The organism is Luteimonas sp. 22616, assembly GCF_052044325.1.
In the GTDB taxonomy this organism is placed as follows: domain Bacteria; phylum Pseudomonadota; class Gammaproteobacteria; order Xanthomonadales; family Xanthomonadaceae; genus Luteimonas.
In genome coordinates, this window is record NZ_JBQEMW010000002.1 from 671,870 (window position 1) to 694,613 (window position 22,744).

Here is a 22,744-nt window from a genome sequence, read left to right on the forward strand (position 1 = left end):
GGCTTCGCCCGATCCCCGGCATGCGGCTTCACGATGAAGACCCCGCCCGGAGGCCATACTGCGAGGAGACTCGGAACAAGCCTCGGGAAATGCCGTCCATCCCAGCAAAACGCGCAGATGCAAGGCGGACGCGCACCGCCGCAGCGCGTGTTGCAACAGGACAGGCTGCCACCGCGCCGCCGCGGCCCGACCAACCCCTGTTGATCGTCGGCATCGGCGCTTCGGCCGGTGGGCTGGAGGCGTTCAAGGGTTTCTTCGCGAAGATGCCGGCCGACAGCGGCATGGCGTTCGTGCTCGTCCAGCACCTGGCGCCGCAGCACGACAGCCTGCTGACCGAACTGATCGCGCGCAGCACCGCGATGCCGGTGGTCGAGGCCACCGATGGCGAGCCGGTGCAGGCCGACCACGTCTACGTGATCCCGCCCGATGCCACCCTGACCATCCGCGACGGCGCACTGCAGGTCAGCAAGCCGGCGCCGCCGCGCCAGCACCGCTGGCCGATCAATACCTTTTTCACTTCACTGGCCGAAGACCACGGCGATTGCGCGGTGTGCATCGTGTTGTCGGGCACCGGCAGCGATGGCGCGCGCGGGCTGCGTGCGATCAAGGAGCGTGGTGGCCTGACGCTGGCCCAATCGGGCTTCGACCATGCGGCGATGACCGGGATGCCGGCCAGTGCCGCCGCCACCGGCCTGGTCGACCACATCCTGCCGGTGGGGGACATGCCGGCGCGATTGCTGGCGCATGGGCAGCACCTGCAGCTCAGCGACAGCCACAAGGGCCCCGATGGCGAACGCCAGGACCTGGCCGCGCACCTGCGCACGATCTGTGGCCTGCTGCGCCTCGAGGTCGGCCACGACTTCAGCCAGTACAAGGAAAAAACCCTGACCAGGCGCATCCAGCGCCGCATGCACGTGGTCCAGGCCGAAACCGTGCCCGACTACATCGCCTACCTGCGCGAACATGCCGAAGAACACCAGGCCCTGTTTCGCGAAGTCCTGATCGGGGTCACCGAGTTCTTCCGAGATCCCAAGGCCTTCGAGGCGTTGCAGACCACCGCGATCCCGAAGCTGCTGGCCGACAAGGGCGCGGCCGATACGTTGCGGGTATGGGTGCCCGGCTGCGCCACCGGCGAGGAGGCGTATTCGATCGCCATCGCGCTGAAGGAAGCCATGAGCGACGGTGACCGCGGCAAGCGCGGCGCGCCGAAAGTGCAGATCTTCGCCACCGACATCGACGACTACGCGATCAACGCCGCCCGCGCCGGGCGCTACAAATCACCGCTGACCGGCGTGTCGCCGGAGCGCCAGGAACGCTGGTTCCGCCAGGAGGGCGACGACTGGTGCGTGGTCAAGCCGATCCGCGAGATGTGCGTGTTCTCGCCGCACAGTGCCATCAAGGACCCGCCGTTCTCGCGCATGGACCTGGTGTCGTGCCGCAACCTGCTGATCTACCTGAATCCGGAATTGCAGGAACGCCTGCTGACTACTTTCCATTACGCCCTGCAACCCGGCGGCTATCTGCTGCTGGGGAGCTCGGAAGGCCTGGGGCGCAATGCCGGATTGTTCACCACGCTCGACAAGAGCCACCGCCTGTACGTGCGCCGCGACGATAGCGGCGTCGGTGCCCCGGTAATGCCCGAGCGCAGCCCGCGTGGTCGCGCGCCGCCGGTCGGTCGCACGGTGGCGCCGCTGCACGCCGGCAGCGAGGATCGCATCGATCTCGGCGCGCGGATGGTGATGGAGCCGTGGACACCGGCCTGGGTGGTGATCGACGGCAACCACGACATCGTGCGGTTTTCCGGCGACACCGGGCGTTACCTGGGGCCATCGTCCGGCGCGGCCAGCCTCAACCTGTTTGCCCTGCTGCATCGCGGCCTGCGCGTGGCTGCGCGCGCGGCCGTCAAGCAGGCCATGGCCGGTGCCAGGCCGGTGGTGCAGGAAGGCCTGGGCGTCGCCATCGGCGGCCGGCACCAGCGTCTGCGCCTGATCGCCACGCGCTTGTCCGACATCGAGGGCGAAAAGACCCTGTGCGTGCTGGCCTTCGACGAACTCGAAGCCGCGCCGGCCAGCACCGCCGATGGCGACGCCGCCGCCGGCAATGCCGTCGTGCAAGGCCTGGAGCAGGAACTGGCCAGCACCCGCGCCGAGCTGCAGGCCGCGGTCGAGCAGCAGGCCACGGTTGGCGAGGAAATGAAATCGGCCAACGAGGAATACCAGTCGGTCAACGAGGAACTGCAGTCGGCAAACGAGGAGCTGGAAACCTCGAAAGAGGAGATGCAATCGATCAACGAGGAGCTGCAGACCGTCAACGCCGAGGTGCAGGGCAAGAACGAAACCCTGAACCACCTCAACAGCGACCTGCAGAACCTGCTCGACAGCACCCAGGTCGCGACCTTGTTCCTGGACGCGCAACTGCGCGTGCGCAGCTTCACCCCGGCAGTGACGGAGATCTACCACCTGCGCGACAGCGACCGCGGCCGGCCGCTGACCGAGATCGCCGCGCGGATCGAGTATCCCGACCTCAAGGGCGACGTGACCCAGGTGCTGCGGACCCTGGCGGTCGTGGAGCGGTCGCTGAAAGACGACGACAAGAACATGACCTTCCTGTTGCGCATGCGTCCCTACCGCACCGTCGACGATGTCATCGACGGCGTGGTGCTGACCTTCATGGACATCAGCGAACGCCAGAAACACGAGGTCGAACGCGGCCGGTTGGCAGCGATCGTCGACTCGTCGCGGGACATCATCATCGGCCATGCCCTGGACGGCACCATCACCAGCTGGAACGCCAGCGCCAGGCGCATCCTGGGCTACCCGCCCGGCCGGATGCTGGGCAAGTCGCTGTCGCAACTGGTCGCCGGCAAGGACGATGTCCGGGCCCGCGACCTGTTGCAGGCCTGCACGCAACAGCGGGCCTCGGCCGAGATGGAAATGCATTGGCTGCGACTGGATGGCAGCCAGGTGCCGGTGGAGGTGACGTGTTCTCCGGTGCGCGACAGCGCTGGCAACGTCATCGCCGGTTCGCTGATCGCCCGCGACATCGGCGAGCGCCTGCGCGCCGAGCAAGCCGGGCGGGCCAGCGAACGGCACCTGGCGCAACTGATCGCGCAGACCACCGTCGGCATCGCCGAAACCGACTTCCAGGGTCGCTTCCTGCGGGTCAACCCGGCCTATTGCGAACTCGTCGGACGCAGTGCCGAAGACCTTGCTGGGATGCGAAAGCATGACATTACCCATCCCGACGACGTGCCGGTCTATCTGCAGCGATTGCAGGCGCTGCTGGCCGGCGGCCCGCCATTCCGGATCGAAAAGCGCTATCTGCGGCCCGACGGATCGGAGGTCTGGGTCGACAACAGCGTTTCCGCGATCATCGGCTCGGATGGCAAGCCCGAGCGCGTGCTGGCGGTGTTGCAGGACATCAGCGAGCGTCGCCGCGCCGCCGAACACCAGCAACTGTTGCTGGGCGAACTCAACCATCGGGTCAAGAACACCCTGGCCAGCGTGCAGGCGATCGCATTGCAGACGATGGCCGGCGCGCCGAGCCTGGACGGCTTCAAGACCGCATTCCTGGAGCGCCTGCATGCGCTGTCCAACACCCACAACCTGCTCGCCAACGATGCCTGGAATGGCGTCGACCTGCGCGAAATCGTGCTGGCCGAGTTGGCGCCCTATCGGCGCGACGGGTCATCGCGCACCACCCTGGCCGGCGCCGCGCTGACGCTCGAACCGAAAGCCGCGCTGGCACTGAGCATGGCGCTGCACGAGCTGGCCACCAATGCCGGCAAATACGGCGCGCTGTCGGAGCCGCAGGGACGCGTCGCGGTGGAATGGGATACGCGCGTCGTCGATGGACAGGCCTGGTTGCGCCTGCAATGGACCGAGCGCGGCGGCCCGGCCGTCACGCCGCCCACGCGGCGCGGCTTCGGGACGCGCCTGATCAACGAAGGCCTTGCCTTCGAGCTTGGCGGCGAGGTGACGTTGGCATTCGAACCCGAAGGCGTGACCTGCCGCATCGATGTGCCGTTGACGAACGAAGAGCCTGCGCCATGAAGACCGTCGCACCCGGGCGTTGCGTGTTGATCGTCGAAGACGAGATGTACCTGGCGATGATGCTCGAAGACATCCTGGGCGATGCCGGCTACAAGGTCCTCAAGGCCGCGCGCCTGCCCGGTGCGCTGGCGCTGGCGGAGTCCGAAGCGATCGACGGCGCCATCCTCGATATCAACCTGGCGGGAACACAGGTGTTTCCGGTCGCCGACCTGCTGGCCCGGCGCAGGATCCCCTACATGTTCGCGTCCGCGTACGGCGACGCCGGATTGCCGGACGGCTACCGTCAGCAACCGGTGCTGCAAAAGCCCTACGGGCAGGCGCAGCTGCAACAGGCGCTGGCGACATTGCTCGGCGATCCAGCCGGATAGCCGCCAGTTTTCTGGCGCACCATCCCCGCGCAGGCGGGATGGCGAACGTGTGTGCTCTTGCGGGGGCCAATGGTCCCGGTGACGTTTCGGCCTCGGCATCGCGCATGCGCGCGGCGATAGTGCGTCGTCATCTACCCACCGAACGGAGGCATTCGATGAGGATGCACGCGCTGGCGCCAATGCTGCTCTCACTGTGCCTGTCCGCCGGCCACGCGTCCCGCGCGGCCGAACCGCTGCTGTCGCTCGATCCGCCCTCGCCGAAACCGCAGCTGCTCGTGGTCGGCCTGTACCACATGGACAACCCGGGCCGCGACGTGGTCAACCTCGACGCAGACGACGTGCTCTCGCCGCAGCGGCAGCGCGAGATCGAGGCGGTGGCCCGCGCGCTGGCCGCGTTCGAGCCCACGCGCATCGCGATCGAGTCGCCGCGCGCGAAGCAGCACGAACTGGACCGCAGGTACGCCCGATACCGCGCCGGCGATTACAGCCTCGACCGCAGCGAGGACGACCAGCTCGGCCTGCGCATCGCCGCCATGCGCGAGCTGCCGCGCATCGACGCCGTGGACTGGAACGAAATGCCACCGGTGACCGGCATCGAGGTCATCGACTACGAAGCCGGTGCGCAGCGCCTGGGCCAGCAGGCCTTCCTCGCCGCGCTGCGCGCACGGCTCAAGGTGCGCGCAGCCGTCGACCAGCGACACCTGGAGCAAGGCAGCATCGCCGACATGCTGCGCTGGCTGAACGATCCGCAGCGCCTGCGCGACAGCAACGCTGCCTACTTCGATTACGCGCGCATCGCCGACGACGATGATTATCCCGGCGCCAACTGGCTGCAGTTCTGGTACGGCCGCAATTTAAAGATCTTCTCTAACCTCACCCGCATCGCCGGGCCGGGCGAGCGCGTACTGGTGATCTATGGCGCCGGCCACGCACCGCTGCTGCGGCAGTTCGCGCAGCAATCGGGCTATTTCGAAGTGGTCGATCCGCTGCGCTATCTCGATGCCGCCGCGCCCGCGCCGCAACCGGCAGCGCCGTAGCGTGTGGAGTGCGCGCCGCCTGCCTTGCAACCGCTGCCTTCCGATGTGGCGCCTGGGTGCCCTGCGACCGTGACAGTGCGGCTGGGCCCCATGCGGTTGCATTCGACGCTGCCACGCGGTGCAATGCGGCGCATGTCCTACCGTCACCTGTCCGTCCTCGTCCTGCTGGCCCTCGCGCTGGCGGCCTGCACCCATGCGCCCGCGCGCAACCCGATGGCCACCTGGGTGCCGTCGCCTAACCACAGCCCGCGCCAGCCGGTCCTGATCGTCATCCACGCCACCGAGCAGCACGGCGTGCAGGAAAGCCTCGATACCCTGCGCACCGCCAACAGCGGCGGCCCGGTGAGCGCGCACTACCTGATCGGCCGCGACGGCGATCTCTACCAGCTCGTCTCCGACGAGCGCCGCGCCTGGCACGCCGGCCCGGGGCGCTGGGGCACGATCACCGACGTCAACTCCGCCTCGATCGGCATCGAGCTGGACAACGACGGCGAGTCGCCGTTCGCCGCCGCGCAGATCGACGGTCTGCTGCGCCTGCTCGACGACCTGTGCACCCGCCACGGTATCCCGCGCACCGCGATCGTCGCGCATGCCGACTTCGCGCCGACGCGCAAGCGCGACCCGGGTTTCCGCTTCCCATGGAAGCAGCTGGCGGATGCCGGCTTCGGCCTCTGGCCCAGTGAACCGCTGGCCGAACCGCCACCCGGCTTCGACCCGTGGCAGGCGCTGCGCCTGCTTGGCTATCCGCTCGAACAGGACGCCAGCGAAGGCCACGCCGACATCGTGCGCGCCTTCCATCGTCATTTCCGCGGCGACGAGAACGACGTGCTTGACGAACAGGATGCGCGGATCCTGTATGCACTGACGCGGTAGCGCCGGGGCCGGTCGGCGCCCCGAGAGCATCCAAGTAAAGCGAGCGGCCAGAAAGCGCGCGCCAAAAAAATGCCCCGGTGTGGGGCAGTCAGGAGAGAAAGACAGCGTTCTTTGAGCTGTTGCTTCAGGCAGAGCTTGCCTGCCGGTGTGTTAGGCCGCGGTTGTGATTGCGGTGGGGATGGCTTGGCGCAATCGCCGCACCGTCGCCGCGGTCCTGCTGGCTGGATCTGGAATGCGGCCGACGGACACCGCCGCACGTCCTTGCACTATATTGGTGCAATGCCCGCCGAAGACGCCTACGACCTGTTGAGTACGCCGCTGGCGCGGGCCGGGGCGGACGGCGCCGTGGAATCGGTCAACCTCGCCTTTGCGCGGTGGCTCGGGGTCGGGGCACGGCGCCTGCCGGGCCTGCCGCTGGCCGCGCTGGAATTTGAAGGCGATGCGCTGGCGCGCGCGCTGGCGGGCGGCGCGCCACAGGAGCAGATCCGCCTGCGGCGGCTGCCGCTGGCGTTTCCCGGCATGACGCCGCACTTCGCCGATGTCTGGCTGGGTGCGCTCGAACCGGGCGGCTGGCTGCTGGAAGCGCACCCGGTCGACGAGTTCCCCGGCGAGGATCCGGTGGCCGCGCTGCCTTCGGCGCTGTCGGCGGCGCTCAAGGGCCTGGCGCATGAGCTGCGCAATCCGCTGGCGGGGCTCAAGGGCGCCGCGCAGCTGCTCTCGCGACGCGTCGAGGATGCATCCTCGCGCGAGCTGACCGGCCTGATCGAATCCGAAGTCGAACGCCTGACCCAGCTGCTCGACCGGCTGCTGTCGCCGGCGCCGCCCCGGCCGCACGTGCCGCTGAACATCCATGCGGTGCTCGAGCGGGTGCTGCGGCTGGCCGAATCCGATGCCGGCTGGGCGGTGAAGCTGGTGCGCGACTACGACCCCAGCCTGCCGGACCTCACCGGCGACGCCGACCGCCTGGTGCAGGCGACCTGGAACCTGGTGCGCAACGCGATCGAGGCCGGCGCCGCCAACGTCACCCTGCGCACGCGCGTCGAGCACGCGGTGCGCATCGCCGACGACGTGCATCCGCTTGCTCTGCGGCTGGAGATCGTGGACGACGGCCGCGGCGTGCCCGAAGCGCTGGCCGAGCAGGTTTTCCTGCCGCTGGTCTCCGGGCGCGCGGAAGGCAGCGGCCTGGGGCTGGCGCTGGCGCAGCAGGTCGCGCGCGAGCATCGCGGCACGCTGGCCTACCGCTCGCGGCCGGGGCATACGGTGTTCACGATGCTGCTGCCGATGGTGGTCGGGGAGAGCGGCGATGCCTGAGGTGGCGATGCCCGACGCGATCATGTTCGACGAGATGAGGCTCGACGAGATAACGCTCGACGAGCTGGGGCTCGCCTTGATTTGTCATTCCCGCGCAGGCGGGAATCCAGGGACGTCGGCTTTCCGCGTCACAGGGCCGGTCAAGCGCCACAAGCAAAGTCACTGGGTTCCCGCCTGCGCGGGAATGACGATCAAGAACAACCGCAACCGCAGCAACAGCAACAACAACAGCAACAACAGGCCAGCGCTCCATGGCAAATGAACCCACCATCTGGGTCGTCGACGACGACCGCAGCGTGCGCTTCGTGCTCGCCACCGCGCTGCGCGAGGCCGGCTTCGACGTGGTCGGTTTCGATTCGGCCGGCGCGGTGCTCGACGCGCTGGGCGTGCGCCCGCCGCCGCGGCTGCTGTTCACCGACGTGCGCATGCCCGGCGATGACGGCCTGGTGCTGCTCGACCGGCTCAAGCATGCGCACCCGCAGCTGCCGGTGGTGGTGATGTCGGCCTACACAGACGTGGCCAGCACCGCCGGCGCATTCCGCGGCGGCGCGCACGAGTTCCTGTCCAAGCCGTTCGACCTAGACGACGCGGTGGCGCTGGCTGAGCGCGTGTTGGCGCAGCGCGGCGCGAGTGGCGAAGAAGAGTTTGCACCGGCGTCATCGATGGACCCCGGCAGCGATGCGCTGATCGGCGACACGCCGACGATGCGTCAGCTGTTCCGCGCCATCGGCCGGCTCGCGCAGGCACCGCTGTCGGTGCTGGTCACCGGCGAAACCGGCACCGGCAAGGAGCTGGTGGCACGCGCGCTGCACCGCGAATCGCCGCGTGCGCGCGCGCCGTTCGTCGCGCTCAACACCGCCGCGATTCCGGCCGAGCTGCTGGAGAGCGAGCTGTTCGGCCACGAGGCCGGCGCGTTCACCGGTGCGACCAGGCGCCATGTCGGCCGCTTCGAACAGGCCGACGGCGGCACCCTGTTCCTTGACGAGATCGGCGACATGCCGCAGCCGCTGCAGACGCGGCTGCTGCGGGTGCTGGCGGAGGGCGAGTTCTTCCGCGTCGGCGGCCGCGAGCTGATCCGCGTCGACGTGCGCGTGGTGGCCGCGACCCACCAGGACCTCGAGGCGCTGGTGGCCGACGGCCGCTTCCGCGCCGACCTGCTGCATCGCCTCGACGTGGTGCGGTTGCACCTGCCGCCGCTGCGCGAGCGACGCGAGGACGTGCCGAAGCTGGCCGAGCGCTTCCTGCTGGCGGCGGCGGAAAAATTCGACGCGCCGCCCAAGCGCTTCGGCAAGCCCGCGCTCGAGCGCCTGCTCGGCCACGACTGGCCGGGCAACGTGCGTGAACTGGAGAACCTGTGCTGGCGGCTGGCCGCGCTCGCACCCGGCGACACGATCACGCCGGCCGATCTCGACGGCATGCTGGTCGCCTCGCGGCGCGCGCCGGCGCGCGAGTGGGACGATGCGCTCGCGGCGTGGGCCAGCGCACGCCTGGCCAGCGGCGACACCGGCATCCATGCCGAAGCGCTTGAGCGCTTTGACCGCGCGTTGCTCGAGGCGGCGCTTGCGCACACCGGAGGCCGTCGCGCCGAGGCCGCGCAGCGCCTGGGGCTGGGCCGCAATACACTCACCCGCAAGCTGGGCGCCGGGCGCCGGCGTCACTGAAGCGCCGCGCAGGCGGGCTTTCATCCCTCATGCCTTCAACCATCGTGCTTTCATCCACCGTGAACCCTGCGCGCGCTAGCGTGCGCGAGACCTTCAGCCAGGAGACCATCATGTCCATGCGCCATCGCCATCACCTGCTCGCCATCGCCGCCGCCTGCGCGCTTGCGGCCTGTTCGACCACCGGCGAGAAAGCGGCGCCGCCGATGTCGTCGCCAACACCGGCCACCCCGGGCGCCAGCACCGCGGAATCGGCCACCGTCAATCTCGCATCGGCGTCCGGCAGCCTGGTCAGTGGCAAGCTGTCGCTCGTGCCGATGGGCGACGGCGTGCACATCACCGGCGAAATCGGTGGCCTCGGTGCCAGCCAGACCCACGCCATCCACGTGCATGAGAAGGGCGACTGCAGCGCCGCCGATGCCAGCAGCGCGGGTGGCCACTTCAATCCCGCCGGCAGCGCCCACGGCCGCGCCGGCACTGCGGTCCATCACGCCGGCGACATGGACAACATCGTCGCCAACGCGCAGGGCGTGGCGGACATCAACATCCATCTGGCCGGCGTCACCCTCGGTGGCGGCGCGGCCAACGACATTGCCGGCCGCGCGGTGATCGTGCACGCCGCGCCAGACGATTACACCTCGCAGCCGGCCGGCAACGCCGGTGCGCGCGTGGCCTGCGGGATCATTACGCCGGCGATGTAATCGCCGGCCGCGATGACGGCTTCGGGTGGGCACTGTTGTAGGAGCGGCTTCAGCCGCGAGCCGTTGCTCTTGCCCCTCCCCCTGCGAAGGCAGAGGGGAGGTTGGGAGGGGGTGCTCACGGAGTGCTGCCAAAGGCGTCACTCCCCAGCCTGCTCGGCCATCGAGCGCAGCGCGATGGCATTCGTCAAGCCGCGAGCCCACGGCTCGCAAGCGGTCTCCCCCCCCCCCCCCCCGGGCCTTCGCAGGGGAGGGAGCAACAACTCGCGGCTGAAGCCGCTCCTACAACGGCCATGGGGAACGCAGATGACCACGCATTCGATCCGCGAAGCCGTTGCCGGCGACCGCGACTGGCTCGCCGACTGCGCCATCGCGATGGCGTGGGAAACCGAACACAAGCGCCTCGACGCCGAGACCGTGCGCGCGGGCATTGCCGCGGGCATCGCCGACGCCGCGAAGGCGCGCTACTTCATCGCAGCCGACGCCGACGGCGCGCCTGCCGGCACCCTGATGCTCACCCGCGAATGGAGCGACTGGCGCAACGGTGACTGGTGGTGGATCCAGAGCGTCTACGTGGTGCCGTCACAGCGCCGGCGCGGCGTGTTCGCGGCGCTGTACCGGCACGTGGAAGGCCTCGCACGCGCGACGCCCGGTGTGATCGGATTGCGGCTGTACGTCGAGCGCGGCAACGACAATGCACGCGCGACCTACGCGGCGCTCGGCATGGCGGATGCGGGCTACGACATCCTCGAATCAACGCTGTTGTAGGAGCGGCTTCAGCCGCGAGCTTTCGATTCTGCCTTTGCAGGAGCGGCGGAAGCCGCGATGGTTTTACCGGTAAAGCATCGCGGCTTCCGCCGCTCCTACAACCGCAATCGTCGGGACGCCGGGTGTCGGGGGCGTAGCCCCGACCTACAGCTCCGCGGCGGGATCGCCCTGGCAATGCGCGAACGTCACTGGCACGCCGTGCGCGCGCAGGAGTGCGGCGAACTGGCGTTGCCGCGCTTCGTAATGGCTGAACGCGCGCTGCAGGCGCTCGTCGTCGATGTCCTTGCCGTTGCCATCGGCGGCAGCCGCGTTGCGGGCGCGCCAGGCAGTCGGCGTCAGCAGGGCGATGCGCGCCTCGCGGTCGGCGTAGCGCAGCAGCGGTTCGGGCGGGGCGTCCAGCCAGGCTTCGCGGTCGGGCGACAGCAACGCGGTTTCCAGCACCGGCCACAGCGGCGCCAGGCCGGCGTGCTCGTACTGCATCGCCATCAGCGCGCACAGGTCGTGCATGGTCAGGTAGCGGGCGTGTTCGACCTGCAGGCCGAAGGCCTCCTGCGCCAGCAGCGCGGTGTCGGCGCCGGCCATGCCGCGCTCCATCAGGTCGCGCTCGCAGGCCTCGCCGACGCTGCGGGCAATGCCCGCAGCGCCGGCCAGCGACCACGGTACCAGCCGCAGCGGGCCGCCGGCGTAGTCCGGGGACGGCGACAGCGCGCCGGGCAGGCGCCCGTCGTGGCTGCCGAAAGCGATGATCCGGCCGCTGCCTTCATCGCGGCCGCCGGGCGCGCGCGCGCCGAGCTGGTCGAGCTCCTGGTGGATCGGCCAACCCGGGCGCAGCAGTTCGACCGGATCGTAGTGGGCGCCGGCGGTGGTCAGGTCCAGCGCCGCGGCCTCCGGTGCGAAGCGGGCCAGGTCGCGCGCCATCGCCGCGGCCAGCGGGCCGGCTTCGCGCTGCGGCAGCGTATCGCGCGCCGCGCTGCTGCCGGGGGTCAGTTCCAGTGCCAGCGCACCGAGGACATGCAGAATCGTTTCGCTCATCGCCTGCTCATGATTGGCCGTGCACGGTCACGGCGCTAGACTCCATTCCATTATGGCCCGCCACGCTGGCAGGCCCGCAACGAGGCAAACCTGATGCTCCATGGCCGTCCCGTCGCCGTCCTCGGCGGCGTCCGCATCCCCTTCTGCCGCCAGAACACCGCCTACGCCGACGTCGGCAACCTCGGCATGTCGGTGCGCACGCTCGGGGCCCTGGTCGAGAAGTTCGGCCTACATGGCCAGCAACTGGGCGAGGTGGCGATGGGTTCGGTGATCAAGCATCCCAGCGACTGGAACCTCGGCCGCGAGGCCGCGCTGTCGTCTGGCCTGTCGCCGCTGACCCCGGGCATCACCCTGCAGCGCGCCTGCGGCACCTCGCTCGACGCGCTGATCATGATCGGCAACAAGATCGCCACCGGGCAGATCGAGGCCGGCATCGGCGGCGGCTCGGACACCACCTCCGACGTACCGATCGTCTACGGCCAGAAGCTGCGCCGCCGCCTGCTCGAGGCCGCGCGCGGCAAGACCACGCGCGACAAGATCGCCGCGTTCAAGGGCTTCCACTTCCGCGAACTCAAGCCCGAGTTCCCGGGCGTGGCCGAACCACGCACCGGCAAGTCGATGGGCGACCACTGCGAGGACATGGCCAAGGAGTGGAACATCTCGCGCGATTCGCAGGATGAGCTCGCCGTCGCCTCGCACCACAAACTCGCCGCGGCCTATGACCGCGGCTTCTTCGACGACCTGGTGGTGAGCTTCCGCGGCGTGGCGCGCGACAACATCCTGCGCGCCGACACTTCGCTGGAGAAGCTTGCCACGCTCAAGCCAGCATTCGACAAGACCTCCGGCCGCGGCACGCTCACCGCCGGCAACTCGACTCCGCTCACCGACGGCGCCGCCGCCTGCCTGCTGTCGACCGACGAGTGGGCCGCGGCGCACGGCCACGAGGTGCTGTGCCACATGCGCGACGCGCAGACCGCGGCGGTCGACTTCGTGCATGGCGAAGGCCTGCTGATGGCGCCGACCGTCGCCGTGCCCGAGATGTTGAAGCGCAACGGCCTGACTCTGCAGGACTTCGACCTGTACGAGATCCATGAAGCCTTCGCCGCGCAGGTGCTGTGCACGCTGCGCGCGTGGGAGAGCGAGGACTACTGCAAGACCCGCCTCGGCCTCGACGCGCCGCTGGGGAAGATCGATCCGGCGAAGCTCAACATCAACGGCTCGTCGCTGGCGACCGGCCACCCGTTCGCGGCGACCGGCGCACGCATCGTCGCCACCGCCGCGAAGGAACTGAAGGAACGCGGCGGCGGCCGCTGCCTGGTGTCGATCTGCACCGCCGGCGGCATGGGCGTGGTGGCGATCCTGGAGCGCTAAGCGCGCTACGCCTCGACGTACCATCTCCTCTTGTAGGAGCGGCTTTTCAGCCGCGATCTCTTCGAAGGGCGTGCTCAGTGAGCTCCTGCAAGAGGCCCTTGTGGCCTGCGGGACTGGCAGACGTCGGGACTTAGCCCCCCGACCTACCGCACCGGACGGCTTTTGCAGGAGCGGCTGAAGCCCCTCCTGCAAGATTTCCCGTCAAGACCTATTCGCGCAGCCGCGGCATGCCGTGCTCGTCGCGTTCCTCGATCACCGCTTCGTCATAGATCTTCTGCCGCAGGTCGCGGCCGGGCAGCTCCTCGACCGGTTCTGCGCGCGCGGCGCGCAGGGCGTTGGCGTAGCTGATGCGGGCGCTGGCGTCGTCGCCGACCCCGGCGAAGCCGTGGCCGAACTCTTCCCAGGCCTCGCTGCCGGCGCCCTGCGCCAATGCGCGGTGCAGGTAGTCCTGCGCCGGTGCCCACTGGCCTTGCGCGCGCGCCAGCCGCGCCAGGGTGAGCAGCAGCGCGGGGCTGGCCGGATGCGCCTGCAGCCAGCGCTCGGCATTGCCGCGGCGTTGTTCCAGGCGCGAGATCGGCAGCGTGCCGTAACGCGCGGCGAGGCGTTCGTCCCAGCGCGCGTCGAGCGCCTGCTCGATGCTCTTGGCCGACGCATCTTCCCAGCGCAGGTCTGCGGCGCGGTCGGCGTAGGCGATCACCACCCGCGGCTCGGATTTCAGCGGCTTCGGCAGCGATTCCCAGCGGTCGGCCAGCACGTTGGCGTCGCCGGCTTCGTGCAGCGAGGCCTCGGCCCAGCGCGTTTCCAGCTCGGACAGGCGCGCTTCGGGCAGCGCCTGCTGCTGGCGCATCGGGCCGAGCATGCCGTAGGCCTGCGCGCCCTGGCCGGAAACGGCGAGCGCGTCGGCCCGCAGCGCCAGCCCGCGCGGCGGCAACGGCTGCGCGGCCGGCGCGTCGAGCGCGACCAGCGCGTCGGTGGGGCGGTCGTCGGCGAGCGCGAGTTCGGCGGCGGCAATCGCGCGCGAGGCGGCGTGGCGCTCGCCCATCGCATCGACCTGTGCGCTCGCGCCGGCGAGATCGCCGCGCGCCAGCGCGGCCTGTGCCGCCGCACTGCGGGCGACGCCGGCGATCGTGTCGTCGTCGTCCGCGGCCTGTTCCAGCAGTTTCTGCGCGCGTGCGTAATGGCCGTGGTGCAGCGCCTCCAGGCCGCCGCCCAGCCGCGCGCGCGACTGCCGGTCGCGGTGCCCGCGCCAGGCGCGCAGCGGCAAGGTCACCAGCTTCCACAGCAACCACAGCGCGAACAGCACGCCGACCAGGATCAGCAGCCCCGCCGCCACCGTGGTGGTGTAGTCCATGCCGCGGTAGCGCACCAGCACGTAACCCGGATCGGCCAGCAGCAGTTGCGCCAACAGCGCGCCGACCAGCGCCAGCACGATCCAGAACAGCAGGTTGCGGAACAGGTTCATCGCACGCCCTCCGTGTGTATCGCGTGTGTATCGGGACCCGGTTGATCCGGAACGCATCCGCGCCAGTCCGGATCAACTCCCCATCCTGCCCTCCATCGCGAAGCAGGCGAGGGAGATGGGAACACTCAAACGATTTCGAGTGCCGTATCTATAACGCGTGCCGCGTGAACCCGGCATCGGGCCGCTGAACGGTGTCGAACCGCCGCGGCGCGGCTCAGTTCGGCGCCGCGCGCATCGCGCGCAGCTGCCCGAGCGTGGTGCCCAGCGTCGGCAGATCGATCGCCAGCGGCAATTCGCGCAGTTCGCGCAGGCGCTGGCGGCGCTCGCGCAGTTGCGGCGAGTCCGGCCACAGCCGCGTGGTCCAGGCGTCGGCGCGCGCCAGTGCGTTGCGGTAGCCGTCGCGGTCGCGACGTTCGGCCGCGGCCTGGGCGAGGGTCAGTTCGAGCTGCAGTGCCGCCAGCCCGGCGGCGCGGTCGCCGGGTTCGATCGCCACCGCGGTGTCGGCATGGCGCACGTCGATGACGCGCGCGAACGCGCGACGCCACCATGGCAGCGCCGCGTCGTCGCGCGTCGCCACCGTGATCGGCAGTGCCGGCAGCGCCGCGGCGAACGCCTGCAGGCGGCCGGCGGCGATCGCGCGTGGGTCTTCGCCCAGCGCGCCGATCGCGCTGCGCTCCTGCGCCAGGGTCTGGCGCAGGCTGAGCCAGGCCGGGTCGTGGATCCCGTCGAGGAGGTTGGCGGCCAAGGCGTAGCCGCGGCGCGCGCCGTCGAGGTCGCCGGCCAGGCGCAGGCGCTGCTGCGCCAGGCCGAGCACCAGTTCGAGTTCGTCCAGGCGCAGCGCCTGCGCGCCGTTGCGTTCGGGGTCGGCGAGCTCGGAGATGCTGTCCTCGAGCAGCGCGGCGCGCTGGCCGATGCCGAGCAGTTCGTCGCGCAGCACGCGGTTGGTGGTGGCGGCCTGCTGCAGCCGTTGCGCCTGCGCGCGCTGGTCGTCATGCAGGGCGTCGATGCGCTGTTCCAGCGCGCCGAGGCGCTGCGTGGCCTGCGCCTCGACCTCGTGCGCCTGCTGCGTGCGCGCCTGCCACCCCTGCCAGGCGAACCAGCCGCCGGCGGCGAGCACCAGCAGCGCCAGCAGCCAGGCCAGGGCCGAACCCCCGCGGCGGCGGCCAGCGGCGGGAGGTGGGGGGGAAGTGCTCAAGGCGTGCGGCCGGTGGCGACGATCGTCGGGGGATGGCGCAAATGCTATCGGATCAGCGCCGTTTCCGGGACGTGGCGGTGGCTTGCGCGGCGGCATCGAGCAGGTCGCGCGGACGCGCGCTTGCGGCGGTGACGATGCCGGCGAAGCCGTTTTCGGCCGCCAGCCGCGCGAGACGGTCGCTGGCCGCAGCCACGCGCGCGCGGCGCAGCGCGGCGATGGCGTCGTCGGGCAGGGCGTCGAGCAGGTGCGCCAGCGCCTCGCCGCTGCTCAGCAGCAGCCATGCCGGCGCCGCCAATGCGCGCAGCGCGGCCACCGCGCGTGGCGATGGCGCGATCGGCATGCGTTCGTAGACATCGGCGCGCAGCACGCGGGCGCCGCGGCGTTGCAGTGCCGGCACGATCCGGCCTCGCCCACCGGGAGCGGTGACCAGGCCGATCGTGCTGCCGCGCACGCTGCGCAGGCCGGGCAACGCGAGCAGGCCTTCGCTGTCCATCCGCGCGGGCGCGGCGACATCGTCGATTCCGGCACGGCGCAGCGCCGCGGCCGTTCCGGCGCCGACCGCGAACCACGATTGTCCACGTCGCCGGCGCAACGGTTGCAGCGCGCACGCGGCGCGCACCGCGGCCGGGCTGGTCACCAGCACCCGCTCGGCGGCCAGTGCCGCGCGCAGGCCGGCGCGGGCCACGGGGTTGTCGTGCAGGACCAGCTTCCATGGCGACAGCGCCAGCACGCGTGCGCCGCGTGCGGCCGCCATGCGCCGGATTGTCGCGTGACCGTCCACCGGCCGCAGCGAGATGACGTAGCATCCGGCCAGTGTCGTTGGAGACGGAGGTTGAGCGCGCATGGGGCCAGCTTGGGCGGTCGTCGTGGTGGTCGCAAGCCTTGCCACCCTGCTTCCAGCGAAGACACCCCCCTTCCAGCCAGGACCACGCCGTTGCAAGTCGAACACTCCCTGCGCGCACTCGACGCCCACTACCAGGCCATGCCGCCCGTCGCGGCGATGCAGCTCCGGATCGCCGGTTACGACGGCGACGCGCTGACCCTCGAGGCGCCGCTGGCGCTGCATGTCAACGACAAGGGCTGCGCGTTCGGCGGCAGCCTGGTGTCGCTGCTGACCCTGGTGTCGTGGGGCCTGGTGACGCTGCACGTGCAGCAGTCGGGGCTGGACGCGGACGTGTTCGTCGCCGACAGCGAGGTGCGCTACCTGGCACCGCTGTTCGCCGACCTGCGCGCGCAGGCGCGGATTGCCGAAGGCGCGTCGTGGGACGGCTTCATCGCCACCCTGCGCGAGCGCGGCCGCGCCCGGACCACCCTGGTCGCGACCGTTCCGCTGCCCGACGGCGGCGTCGCCACGACCTTCCGCGCACGCTACGTCGCGATCGCGCGCAAGCGCGGGTGAGCCCCGGGTTGCTACCCTTGGCGCCACGCCGGACCCGGGGAGGAGAGACGCGATGCGGATGTTGAAACACTGGTGGCTGGCCGTCGCCATTGCGTTGCTGGCGGTGGGCTGCGCCAGCACCGGCGGCAAGAACGAGAAGCTGCACGAAGCGCAGTACGCCTGGTCGGCGGCGATTCGCTGGGGCGACTTCGAGGGTGCCTGGAACCTGGTCGATGCCGAATACCGCAAGGCGCATCCGATGACGCCGGTCGAGTTCGAGCGCTACAAGCACGTCGGCATTTCGCGTTACCACGAACTGGGCGCGCAGACCCTGGCCGACGGCGACGTGGTGCGCGAGATCGACCTGGGCGTGATCAACAAGCACACCATGACCGAGCGCGGCATGCGCTACACCGAGCGCTGGCATTACGACCCCGAAGCCAAGACCTGGTGGCAGATGACTGGCCTGCCGGACCTGTGGAGCGGTGAATAGCGGCAAGGCTTCCGGTCGGGGCTCCTTTTGATAGGAGCAGTTTCAGCCGCGAGCGCTTCCTCCAGGTCGTCACCCCAGTGGAGGAACGAAAGCTCGCGGCTGGAGCCGCGTCCCCAAGAGCGCAGGTCGGCGCCAGCCGTCCCCGGGCCCCGGCCGCGCGGCGCCCTGTGCGACAATCGCCGCCCGCCAGTTCCCGGCTTGCCCCGTCAGATCCCGTGAATTTCGAAGAACTGCTGGCCTTCGCCGGCCGCCACCAACTGCTGTCGATCGCCCTGGTCGGCCTGACCGTCGCCATCATCGCCAACGAGGTCGCGCAGCTGTTCCGCGGCTACCGGGTGCTGCGCCCCGCGGGCCTGACCGCGCTGATCAACCGCGACAACGCGCTGGTCGTCGACCTGCGCCCGATCGCCGATTTCGAGAAGGGCCACATCCCCGGCTCGAAGAACGTGCAGATGAGCCAGTTCGACCCGGAGAGCAAGCAGCTCGCGCCGGCGAAGGCGCTGCCGGTGGTGCTGGTGTGCAAGACCGGCCAGACCGCGGGTACCGCCGCCAAGCGCCTGAAGAAGGCCGGTTTCGAACATGTGCACGTGCTCGACGGCGGCATCGGCGGCTGGCAGCAGGCCGACCTGCCGCTGGCCAAGGGCCGCGCCAAGGGCTGAGCCCGCGAGGTCGGCGGCCGCCGGGCGACCCCGGACCGCCATGCCATAATCGGCCTCTTTTCCCATATTTTTCATTTCCAGCCGGAGTTCCGAGATGTCCGACCAACCCGTCAGCAACGGCGCCGCCGCGCCCGCCTCCAACGGCCCGCAGTTCAGCGTCGAGAAGATCTACGTCAAGGACGTCTCGTTCGAGGCTCCGGGCGCGCCGGGCGTGTTCAACGAGCAGGTCCAGCCGCAGCTGCAGATGAACCTCAACCAGCGCGTGCAGCGCCTGAACGACAGCGCCTTCGAAGTCGTGCTCGGCGTCACCCTGACCTGCACCCTGGGCGAGGACAAGACCGCGTACCTGGCCGAAGTGCAGCAGGCTGGCGTGTTCGGCCTGACCGGCTTCGACGATGCCGCGCTCGACGCGATCCTCGGCACCCACTGCCCGAACATCCTGTATCCCTACGTGCGCCAGACCATCGGCGACCTGATCCAGGCCGGCGGCTTCCCGCCGTTCCTGCTGCAGCCGATCAACTTCGAAGCCCTGTATGCCGAAAGCCTGCGCCAGCGCGCCGAGCAGCAGGCCAAGGGTGGCGACGGCGACCTCGCCGGCAGCGAACCCGCCGGCAACGCCTGATCCGCCATGGCGGGAGCAACATCGTCGGTCGCGGTGCTGGGGGCCGGCTCCTGGGGCACCGCACTGGCGGCACTGATCGCCAGGCACGGTCATCCGACCGTGCTCTGGGGGCGCGACGCCGCCATCGCCGAAGCGATCGACCAGCGCCACGAGAACCCGCGCTACCTGCCCGGCATCGCCCTGCCTGACAGCCTGCGTGCCACCACCGACCTCGCCGCCGCGATGCACGGCGCCGACCTGGTGCTGGTGGTGGTGCCGTCGCACGCGTTTACCGAAACCCTGCGCTCGCTCGCGCCGCTGCGCCCCGCGCACGCCGGCGTGGCGTGGGCGGCGAAGGGCTTCGAACCCGGTTCCGGGCGCTTCCTGCACGAGGTCGCCGGCGAGTTGCTCGGCCCGGACGTGCCCCTGGCCGTGGTCACCGGGCCGTCGTTCGCCAAGGAAGTCGCACTCGGCCTGCCGACCGCGCTGACCGTGCAGGGCGAGGACACCGTGTTCGTGCAGCAGGTCGCCGACGTACTGCACGGCCCGGAATTCCGCGCCTACACCGGCAGCGACATGCGCGGCGCCGAACTCGGCGGCGCGATGAAGAACGTGCTGGCGGTGGCCACTGGCGCCGCCGACGGCATGGAACTCGGCCTCAACGCCCGCACCGGCCTGATCACCCGCGGCCTCAACGAAATGCTGCGGCTCAACGCCGCGATCGGCGGCCGCGCCGAAACCCTGATGGGCCTGGCCGGCCTCGGCGACCTGGTCCTGACCTGCACCGGCGACCTGTCGCGCAACCGCCGCCTCGGCCTGGCGCTGGGACGCGGCAAGACGCTGGAGGACGCGGTGCGCGAGATCGGCCAGGTGGTCGAGTCCGTGCAGACCGCGAACGAGGTGATGCGCCTGGCCGAGCGCCACGGCGTGGAGCTGCCGATTTCCGAGAACGTGCGCGCCGTCCTGCACGGCGACATCACCCCGGCCGAAGCGCTGCAGCGCCTGCTGTCGCGTGAACAGAAGGCCGAGTATCCGGTCGAACTGCTCTGCCCCGCGGGCGAGGGCCAGTAGTCGTCTCAGCGGCTGCGGCTGCTTCTTTGCTCCTGCAAATCACCCGGCGCTGCTGATGCCGGCAGACCCGGAGGGCGCCGCACATCCATGCGCGCCGCCCTCCGGGTCTGCTATCGACACAGGTGGTTTGGATCCGTTGAAGCAGAGCCTGTCGGGCTCTTGTCGGGGCATTCTGTAGGAGCGGCTTCAGCCGCGAGCTCTTGGGGGCCGGGCTGATGATTGGCGACTCGCGAAAAGCTCGCGGCTGAAGCCGCTCCTGCGAGAACTCGAAGGCCAACGCATTAAAAAGCCCGGCCATTTCTGGCCGGGCTGGTCGCGATGCGGGGAGAGAGATCGATCGCGGGTCAAACGTTATCGCTTGTTGGTGACGCTGCGGTTACCAGGTCAGGCGCGGGCCGACGAACCACTCGGTGTCGCCGTCGGAAAACTTGACGTCGCCGCTCACGCCCCAGTTGCGGTTGAACTTCCACTGCGCACCGAGGCGGCCGTAGAAGTTGCTGTCGTCGGCCAGCAGGCCGTCGCTGTCGTAGTGCTCGTAGCCCGCCAGCGCATAGCCTTCGAGGTTGCGCGTCAGCGCGGCGCGGGCGCCGGCTTCGATGCTGTAGCCGTCGAAGTCCAGGCCGCTGCCGGCGTCGAACTTCTCGTAGGCGATGCGGGTGAGCAGGTCGGCCCGGGGCGAGATCTCGTGGTTGTAGCCCACGCCCGCGCGCCACTGGTCGATGTCGATGTTGGTGTCTTCGATCTCCTGCTGGTTGAAGGCGCCGAACAGGTGGAAATTGGGATGCACGGCGACCGAGCCGTCGATTGCCCAGCCGTCGGCATCGACGTTGCCGTCGCCGTTGGTGGCGGTGTAACCGCCCTGGACATAGTTGTAGGACACGTCGTCGGCGGCCGAGGCATTCGCAGCCATGGCAAAGGCCGGCACCGCCAGCAATGCGGCGGCAATCAGGGAGTTCTTCATTCGGGGGACCCTTCTGGAATCTTGTTGTTGTGCAAAGGGCCGGCCAGGCGTCAGGGGAGGGAGAGAGACCGTCGGGGAAACGGCGACGCCTGGACCGGTGACGCGCATTGTCCACTCACGGCGGCAACGCGGCCTGAATAGTGAACTTGACAGTGCAGGAACTTTCCCGTCCGCGCAGGGTCACGCTTCGCCGCGAAATCCCTGCTGTCGCCAGGCTTCGAACACCACCACGGCCACCGCGTTGGACAGGTTGATGCTGCGGTTGTCCGGCTGCATCGGCAGGCGCAGGCGCTGCGCCGCCGGGACGGCTTCCAGCACTTCGCCGGGCAGTCCGCGGGTTTCGCTGCCGAACAGGAAGGCGTCGCCCTCGGCGAAGCGCGGGGCGTCGTAGCGCACCGCGCTGCGGGTGCTCAGCGCGAACAGGCGGGTTGGGGCGATCGCGGCCAGCGCCGCGGCCAGCGAGTCGTGCACCTGCACGCGCGCGTACTCGTGGTAGTCGAGGCCGGCGCGGCGCAGCTGGCGGTCGTCCATGTCGAAGCCCAGCGGCCGCACCAGGTGCAGCCGCGCGCCGGTGTTGGCGCACAGGCGGATCGCGTTGCCGGTGTTGGGCGGGATTTCCGGCTGGTGGAGGATGACGTCGAACAACTGTTATTCCGGCGCTTGGCGCCGGAATAACTGTCGGCGTTGATACGGCCTTGCGGCCGCATAACGCCGACAACGGCGCGGGGTGGGGAGGATAGCGCGGGGTGGGCCGCTATCGGCTCGACGACGTTCTGACGACTCGTAGGAGCGGCTTCAGCCGCGAGCTTTTGACTGCGCATGTGAGGTGCCCAAAAGCTCGCGGCCGAAGCCGTTCCTGCGGGTTGCTGAGGTTGCCCGCGCCACGGCGGCTCACCAGGGCAGCGTCTCGCCCCGCCAGTCGCGGAAGCTGCCGCTGTCCTCCGGCGCCAGACCGTCGATCACCGCCAGCAGTCCGCGCACCGACTCGGTCGCCGGCAGCGTTGCATTCGGGCCGCCCATGTCGGTCTGCACCCAGCCCGGATGCAGCGCGACCACGATGATCCCGCGGTCGCGCAGCGCGTGGGCGAGCAGCACGCTGGCCATGTTCTGCGCGGCCTTGCTGATGCAGTAGCTGGGCGTGCCGAAGCGGCCGGCATCGGTGATCGAGCCCAGTTCCGAGGACAGGTTCGCCACCCGCGCGCCGTCGGCCAGCAGCGGCGCCAGCGCCTGGGTCAGCAGCAGCGGCCCGGCGGCGTTGGTGCGGAAGCTGTCGTCGAGGATCGCGGCGGTGACCTTGCCGAAGCGTTCGCCCGAATGCAGCACGCCGGCGCCGTTGACCAGCAGGTCGAGCCGGCCGCCGTCGCCGAGCACCAAGGGCAGTTCGGCGACCAGCGCGGCGTGGGACTTCGGGTCGGCCACGTCCAGCGGCAGCACGTGCAGGCGCCCGGGATGGTCGCCGGCCAGCGCGTTGAGGGCGCTGGCGCGGCCCGGCTGGCGGCAGGTGGCGACGACGCGGTCGCCGCGGGCCAGCAGCTGGCGGACGAATTCCAGGCCGACGCCGCGGTTGGCGCCGGTGACGAGGTAGTGGCGGAGGGTCATGGCGCGGAGTCTGTCAGGAACCGCGTTCAGGGGCCGTGTGCGGGCGCCCCGGGGAGGTTTGCAGGCAATAGAGGCGCCTTGTGGGGGCGGCCATGGCCGCGATGAAGAGGTCGCAAGCGACGCCAATCGCGGCCATGGCCGCTCCCACAAATGCCCC

22 protein-coding genes are annotated in these 22,744 nt (G+C 70.1%); 15 read left to right on the plus strand and 7 right to left on the minus strand.

All coding sequences use genetic code 11. From position 1 onward, the window contains the following. The first annotated feature begins 200 nt into the window (after positions 1 to 200). From ACTJIL_RS15415 to ACTJIL_RS15455, 9 genes are all read left to right on the plus strand, one after another. On the plus strand, positions 201 to 4,052 hold the full coding sequence (locus tag ACTJIL_RS15415; RefSeq protein WP_440756489.1) for a chemotaxis protein CheB: 3,852 nt from the start codon (positions 201 to 203) through the stop codon (positions 4,050 to 4,052). Next, complete coding sequence (locus tag ACTJIL_RS15420) at positions 4,049 to 4,420, plus strand: response regulator (RefSeq protein ID WP_440756490.1); 372 nt, start codon at positions 4,049 to 4,051, stop codon at positions 4,418 to 4,420. The genes ACTJIL_RS15415 and ACTJIL_RS15420 overlap by 4 nt, the downstream gene beginning before the upstream one ends. A 155-nt stretch (positions 4,421 to 4,575) precedes the next feature. After that, on the plus strand, positions 4,576 to 5,457 hold the full coding sequence (locus ACTJIL_RS15425; protein WP_440756491.1) for a DUF5694 domain-containing protein: 882 nt from the start codon (positions 4,576 to 4,578) through the stop codon (positions 5,455 to 5,457). Between the two features lie 132 nt (positions 5,458 to 5,589). Beyond that, on the plus strand, positions 5,590 to 6,330 hold the full coding sequence (locus ACTJIL_RS15430; protein ID WP_440756492.1) for an N-acetylmuramoyl-L-alanine amidase: 741 nt from the start codon (positions 5,590 to 5,592) through the stop codon (positions 6,328 to 6,330). 279 nt (positions 6,331 to 6,609) lie between these two features. Beyond that, entirely contained in the window at positions 6,610 to 7,641 is a 1,032-nt protein-coding gene (locus ACTJIL_RS15435) for a two-component system sensor histidine kinase NtrB (protein ID WP_440756493.1), read from the plus strand. Further along, a complete protein-coding gene (locus tag ACTJIL_RS15440; protein ID WP_440756494.1) occupies positions 7,634 to 7,903 on the plus strand; it encodes a hypothetical protein in 270 nt (89 codons plus the stop codon). The genes ACTJIL_RS15435 and ACTJIL_RS15440 overlap by 8 nt, the downstream gene beginning before the upstream one ends. Continuing rightward, complete coding sequence (gene ntrC / locus ACTJIL_RS15445) at positions 7,893 to 9,302, plus strand: nitrogen regulation protein NR(I) (RefSeq protein WP_440756495.1); 1,410 nt, start codon at positions 7,893 to 7,895, stop codon at positions 9,300 to 9,302. Before ACTJIL_RS15440 ends, ntrC begins: the two co-directional genes overlap by 11 nt. A 116-nt stretch (positions 9,303 to 9,418) precedes the next feature. Next, a complete protein-coding gene (locus ACTJIL_RS15450) occupies positions 9,419 to 10,000 on the plus strand; it encodes a superoxide dismutase family protein (protein ID WP_440756644.1) in 582 nt (193 codons plus the stop codon). A 303-nt stretch (positions 10,001 to 10,303) separates the two neighbouring features. After that, positions 10,304 to 10,765, plus strand: coding sequence for a GNAT family N-acetyltransferase (locus ACTJIL_RS15455; RefSeq protein ID WP_440756496.1), 462 nt, complete (start codon positions 10,304 to 10,306; stop codon positions 10,763 to 10,765). A gap of 144 nt (positions 10,766 to 10,909) precedes the next feature. Here ACTJIL_RS15455 and ACTJIL_RS15460 read toward each other — a convergent pair whose 3' ends face one another. Beyond that, the gene (locus ACTJIL_RS15460) at positions 10,910 to 11,797 is read right to left on the minus strand and encodes a hypothetical protein (RefSeq protein WP_440756497.1); all 888 of its coding nucleotides are present in this window, start codon (positions 11,795 to 11,797) and stop codon (positions 10,910 to 10,912) included. 93 nt (positions 11,798 to 11,890) lie between these two features. Here ACTJIL_RS15460 and ACTJIL_RS15465 point away from each other — a divergent pair, with 93 nt between their 5' ends. Further along, on the plus strand, positions 11,891 to 13,168 hold the full coding sequence (locus ACTJIL_RS15465) for an acetyl-CoA C-acetyltransferase (RefSeq protein ID WP_440756498.1): 1,278 nt from the start codon (positions 11,891 to 11,893) through the stop codon (positions 13,166 to 13,168). Positions 13,169 to 13,376: 208 nt separating this feature from the next. On the opposite strand, the gene ACTJIL_RS15470 is transcribed toward ACTJIL_RS15465, so the two are convergent. From ACTJIL_RS15470 to ACTJIL_RS15480, 3 genes are all read right to left on the minus strand, one after another. Further along, positions 13,377 to 14,630 (minus strand): heme biosynthesis HemY N-terminal domain-containing protein, encoded by a 1,254-nt coding sequence (locus ACTJIL_RS15470; protein ID WP_440756499.1) that lies wholly within the window; start codon positions 14,628 to 14,630, stop codon positions 13,377 to 13,379. A 214-nt stretch (positions 14,631 to 14,844) separates the two neighbouring features. Continuing rightward, the gene (locus ACTJIL_RS15475; RefSeq protein ID WP_440756500.1) at positions 14,845 to 15,825 is read right to left on the minus strand and encodes a uroporphyrinogen-III C-methyltransferase; all 981 of its coding nucleotides are present in this window, start codon (positions 15,823 to 15,825) and stop codon (positions 14,845 to 14,847) included. 52 nt (positions 15,826 to 15,877) lie between these two features. Then, on the minus strand, positions 15,878 to 16,579 hold the full coding sequence (locus tag ACTJIL_RS15480) for a uroporphyrinogen-III synthase (protein WP_440756501.1): 702 nt from the start codon (positions 16,577 to 16,579) through the stop codon (positions 15,878 to 15,880). 180 nt (positions 16,580 to 16,759) lie between these two features. Here ACTJIL_RS15480 and ACTJIL_RS15485 point away from each other — a divergent pair, with 180 nt between their 5' ends. The 5 genes from ACTJIL_RS15485 to ACTJIL_RS15505 all read left to right on the plus strand — a co-directional run bounded on the left by ACTJIL_RS15485 (position 16,760) and on the right by ACTJIL_RS15505 (position 20,027). Beyond that, positions 16,760 to 17,224: a YiiD C-terminal domain-containing protein gene (locus tag ACTJIL_RS15485; protein ID WP_440756502.1), complete on the plus strand. Its 465-nt coding sequence runs from the start codon at positions 16,760 to 16,762 to the stop codon at positions 17,222 to 17,224. A 52-nt stretch (positions 17,225 to 17,276) separates the two neighbouring features. Continuing rightward, positions 17,277 to 17,696, plus strand: a complete 420-nt coding sequence (locus ACTJIL_RS15490) for a hypothetical protein (RefSeq protein WP_440756503.1) — start codon at positions 17,277 to 17,279, stop codon at positions 17,694 to 17,696. A 215-nt stretch (positions 17,697 to 17,911) separates the two neighbouring features. Beyond that, on the plus strand, positions 17,912 to 18,355 hold the full coding sequence (locus tag ACTJIL_RS15495; RefSeq protein ID WP_440756504.1) for a rhodanese-like domain-containing protein: 444 nt from the start codon (positions 17,912 to 17,914) through the stop codon (positions 18,353 to 18,355). Positions 18,356 to 18,449: 94 nt separating this feature from the next. Next, entirely contained in the window at positions 18,450 to 18,977 is a 528-nt protein-coding gene (gene secB, locus ACTJIL_RS15500; RefSeq protein WP_440756505.1) for a protein-export chaperone SecB, read from the plus strand. A 6-nt stretch (positions 18,978 to 18,983) separates the two neighbouring features. Further along, the gene (locus tag ACTJIL_RS15505) at positions 18,984 to 20,027 is read left to right on the plus strand and encodes an NAD(P)H-dependent glycerol-3-phosphate dehydrogenase (RefSeq protein ID WP_440756506.1); all 1,044 of its coding nucleotides are present in this window, start codon (positions 18,984 to 18,986) and stop codon (positions 20,025 to 20,027) included. Positions 20,028 to 20,403: 376 nt separating this feature from the next. Here the strand turns inward: ACTJIL_RS15505 and ACTJIL_RS15510 are convergent, their stop codons facing one another. From ACTJIL_RS15510 to ACTJIL_RS15520, 3 genes are all read right to left on the minus strand, one after another. Next, the gene (locus ACTJIL_RS15510) at positions 20,404 to 20,988 is read right to left on the minus strand and encodes an outer membrane beta-barrel protein (protein WP_440756507.1); all 585 of its coding nucleotides are present in this window, start codon (positions 20,986 to 20,988) and stop codon (positions 20,404 to 20,406) included. Positions 20,989 to 21,168: 180 nt separating this feature from the next. After that, entirely contained in the window at positions 21,169 to 21,633 is a 465-nt protein-coding gene (locus ACTJIL_RS15515; protein ID WP_440756508.1) for a tRNA (cytidine(34)-2'-O)-methyltransferase, read from the minus strand. A gap of 246 nt (positions 21,634 to 21,879) precedes the next feature. After that, entirely contained in the window at positions 21,880 to 22,587 is a 708-nt protein-coding gene (locus ACTJIL_RS15520) for an SDR family oxidoreductase (RefSeq protein WP_440756509.1), read from the minus strand. Positions 22,588 to 22,744: the final 157 nt, after the last annotated feature.

What these genes read in the sequence shown, in the direction of transcription:
- ACTJIL_RS15420 (WP_440756490.1), top strand. Translation starts at nt 4,049, where the DNA reads ATGAAGACCGTCGCACCCGGGCGTTGCGTGTTGATCGTCGAAGACGAG.
- ACTJIL_RS15425 (WP_440756491.1), top strand. Translation starts at nt 4,576, where the DNA reads ATGAGGATGCACGCGCTGGCGCCAATGCTGCTCTCACTGTGCCTGTCC.
- ACTJIL_RS15430 (WP_440756492.1), top strand. Translation starts at nt 5,590, where the DNA reads ATGTCCTACCGTCACCTGTCCGTCCTCGTCCTGCTGGCCCTCGCGCTG.
- ACTJIL_RS15435 (WP_440756493.1), top strand. Translation starts at nt 6,610, where the DNA reads ATGCCCGCCGAAGACGCCTACGACCTGTTGAGTACGCCGCTGGCGCGG.
- ACTJIL_RS15440 (WP_440756494.1), top strand. Translation starts at nt 7,634, where the DNA reads ATGCCTGAGGTGGCGATGCCCGACGCGATCATGTTCGACGAGATGAGG.
- ntrC (WP_440756495.1), top strand. Translation starts at nt 7,893, where the DNA reads ATGGCAAATGAACCCACCATCTGGGTCGTCGACGACGACCGCAGCGTG.
- ACTJIL_RS15450 (WP_440756644.1), top strand. Translation starts at nt 9,419, where the DNA reads ATGCGCCATCGCCATCACCTGCTCGCCATCGCCGCCGCCTGCGCGCTT.
- ACTJIL_RS15455 (WP_440756496.1), top strand. Translation starts at nt 10,304, where the DNA reads ATGACCACGCATTCGATCCGCGAAGCCGTTGCCGGCGACCGCGACTGG.
- ACTJIL_RS15460 (WP_440756497.1), bottom strand. Translation starts at nt 11,797, where the DNA reads ATGAGCGAAACGATTCTGCATGTCCTCGGTGCGCTGGCACTGGAACTG.
- ACTJIL_RS15465 (WP_440756498.1), top strand. Translation starts at nt 11,891, where the DNA reads ATGCTCCATGGCCGTCCCGTCGCCGTCCTCGGCGGCGTCCGCATCCCC.
- ACTJIL_RS15470 (WP_440756499.1), bottom strand. Translation starts at nt 14,630, where the DNA reads ATGAACCTGTTCCGCAACCTGCTGTTCTGGATCGTGCTGGCGCTGGTC.
- ACTJIL_RS15480 (WP_440756501.1), bottom strand. Translation starts at nt 16,579, where the DNA reads ATGGCGGCCGCACGCGGCGCACGCGTGCTGGCGCTGTCGCCATGGAAG.
- ACTJIL_RS15490 (WP_440756503.1), top strand. Translation starts at nt 17,277, where the DNA reads ATGCGGATGTTGAAACACTGGTGGCTGGCCGTCGCCATTGCGTTGCTG.
- secB (WP_440756505.1), top strand. Translation starts at nt 18,450, where the DNA reads ATGTCCGACCAACCCGTCAGCAACGGCGCCGCCGCGCCCGCCTCCAAC.
- ACTJIL_RS15505 (WP_440756506.1), top strand. Translation starts at nt 18,984, where the DNA reads ATGGCGGGAGCAACATCGTCGGTCGCGGTGCTGGGGGCCGGCTCCTGG.
- ACTJIL_RS15510 (WP_440756507.1), bottom strand. Translation starts at nt 20,988, where the DNA reads ATGAAGAACTCCCTGATTGCCGCCGCATTGCTGGCGGTGCCGGCCTTT.
- ACTJIL_RS15520 (WP_440756509.1), bottom strand. Translation starts at nt 22,587, where the DNA reads ATGACCCTCCGCCACTACCTCGTCACCGGCGCCAACCGCGGCGTCGGC.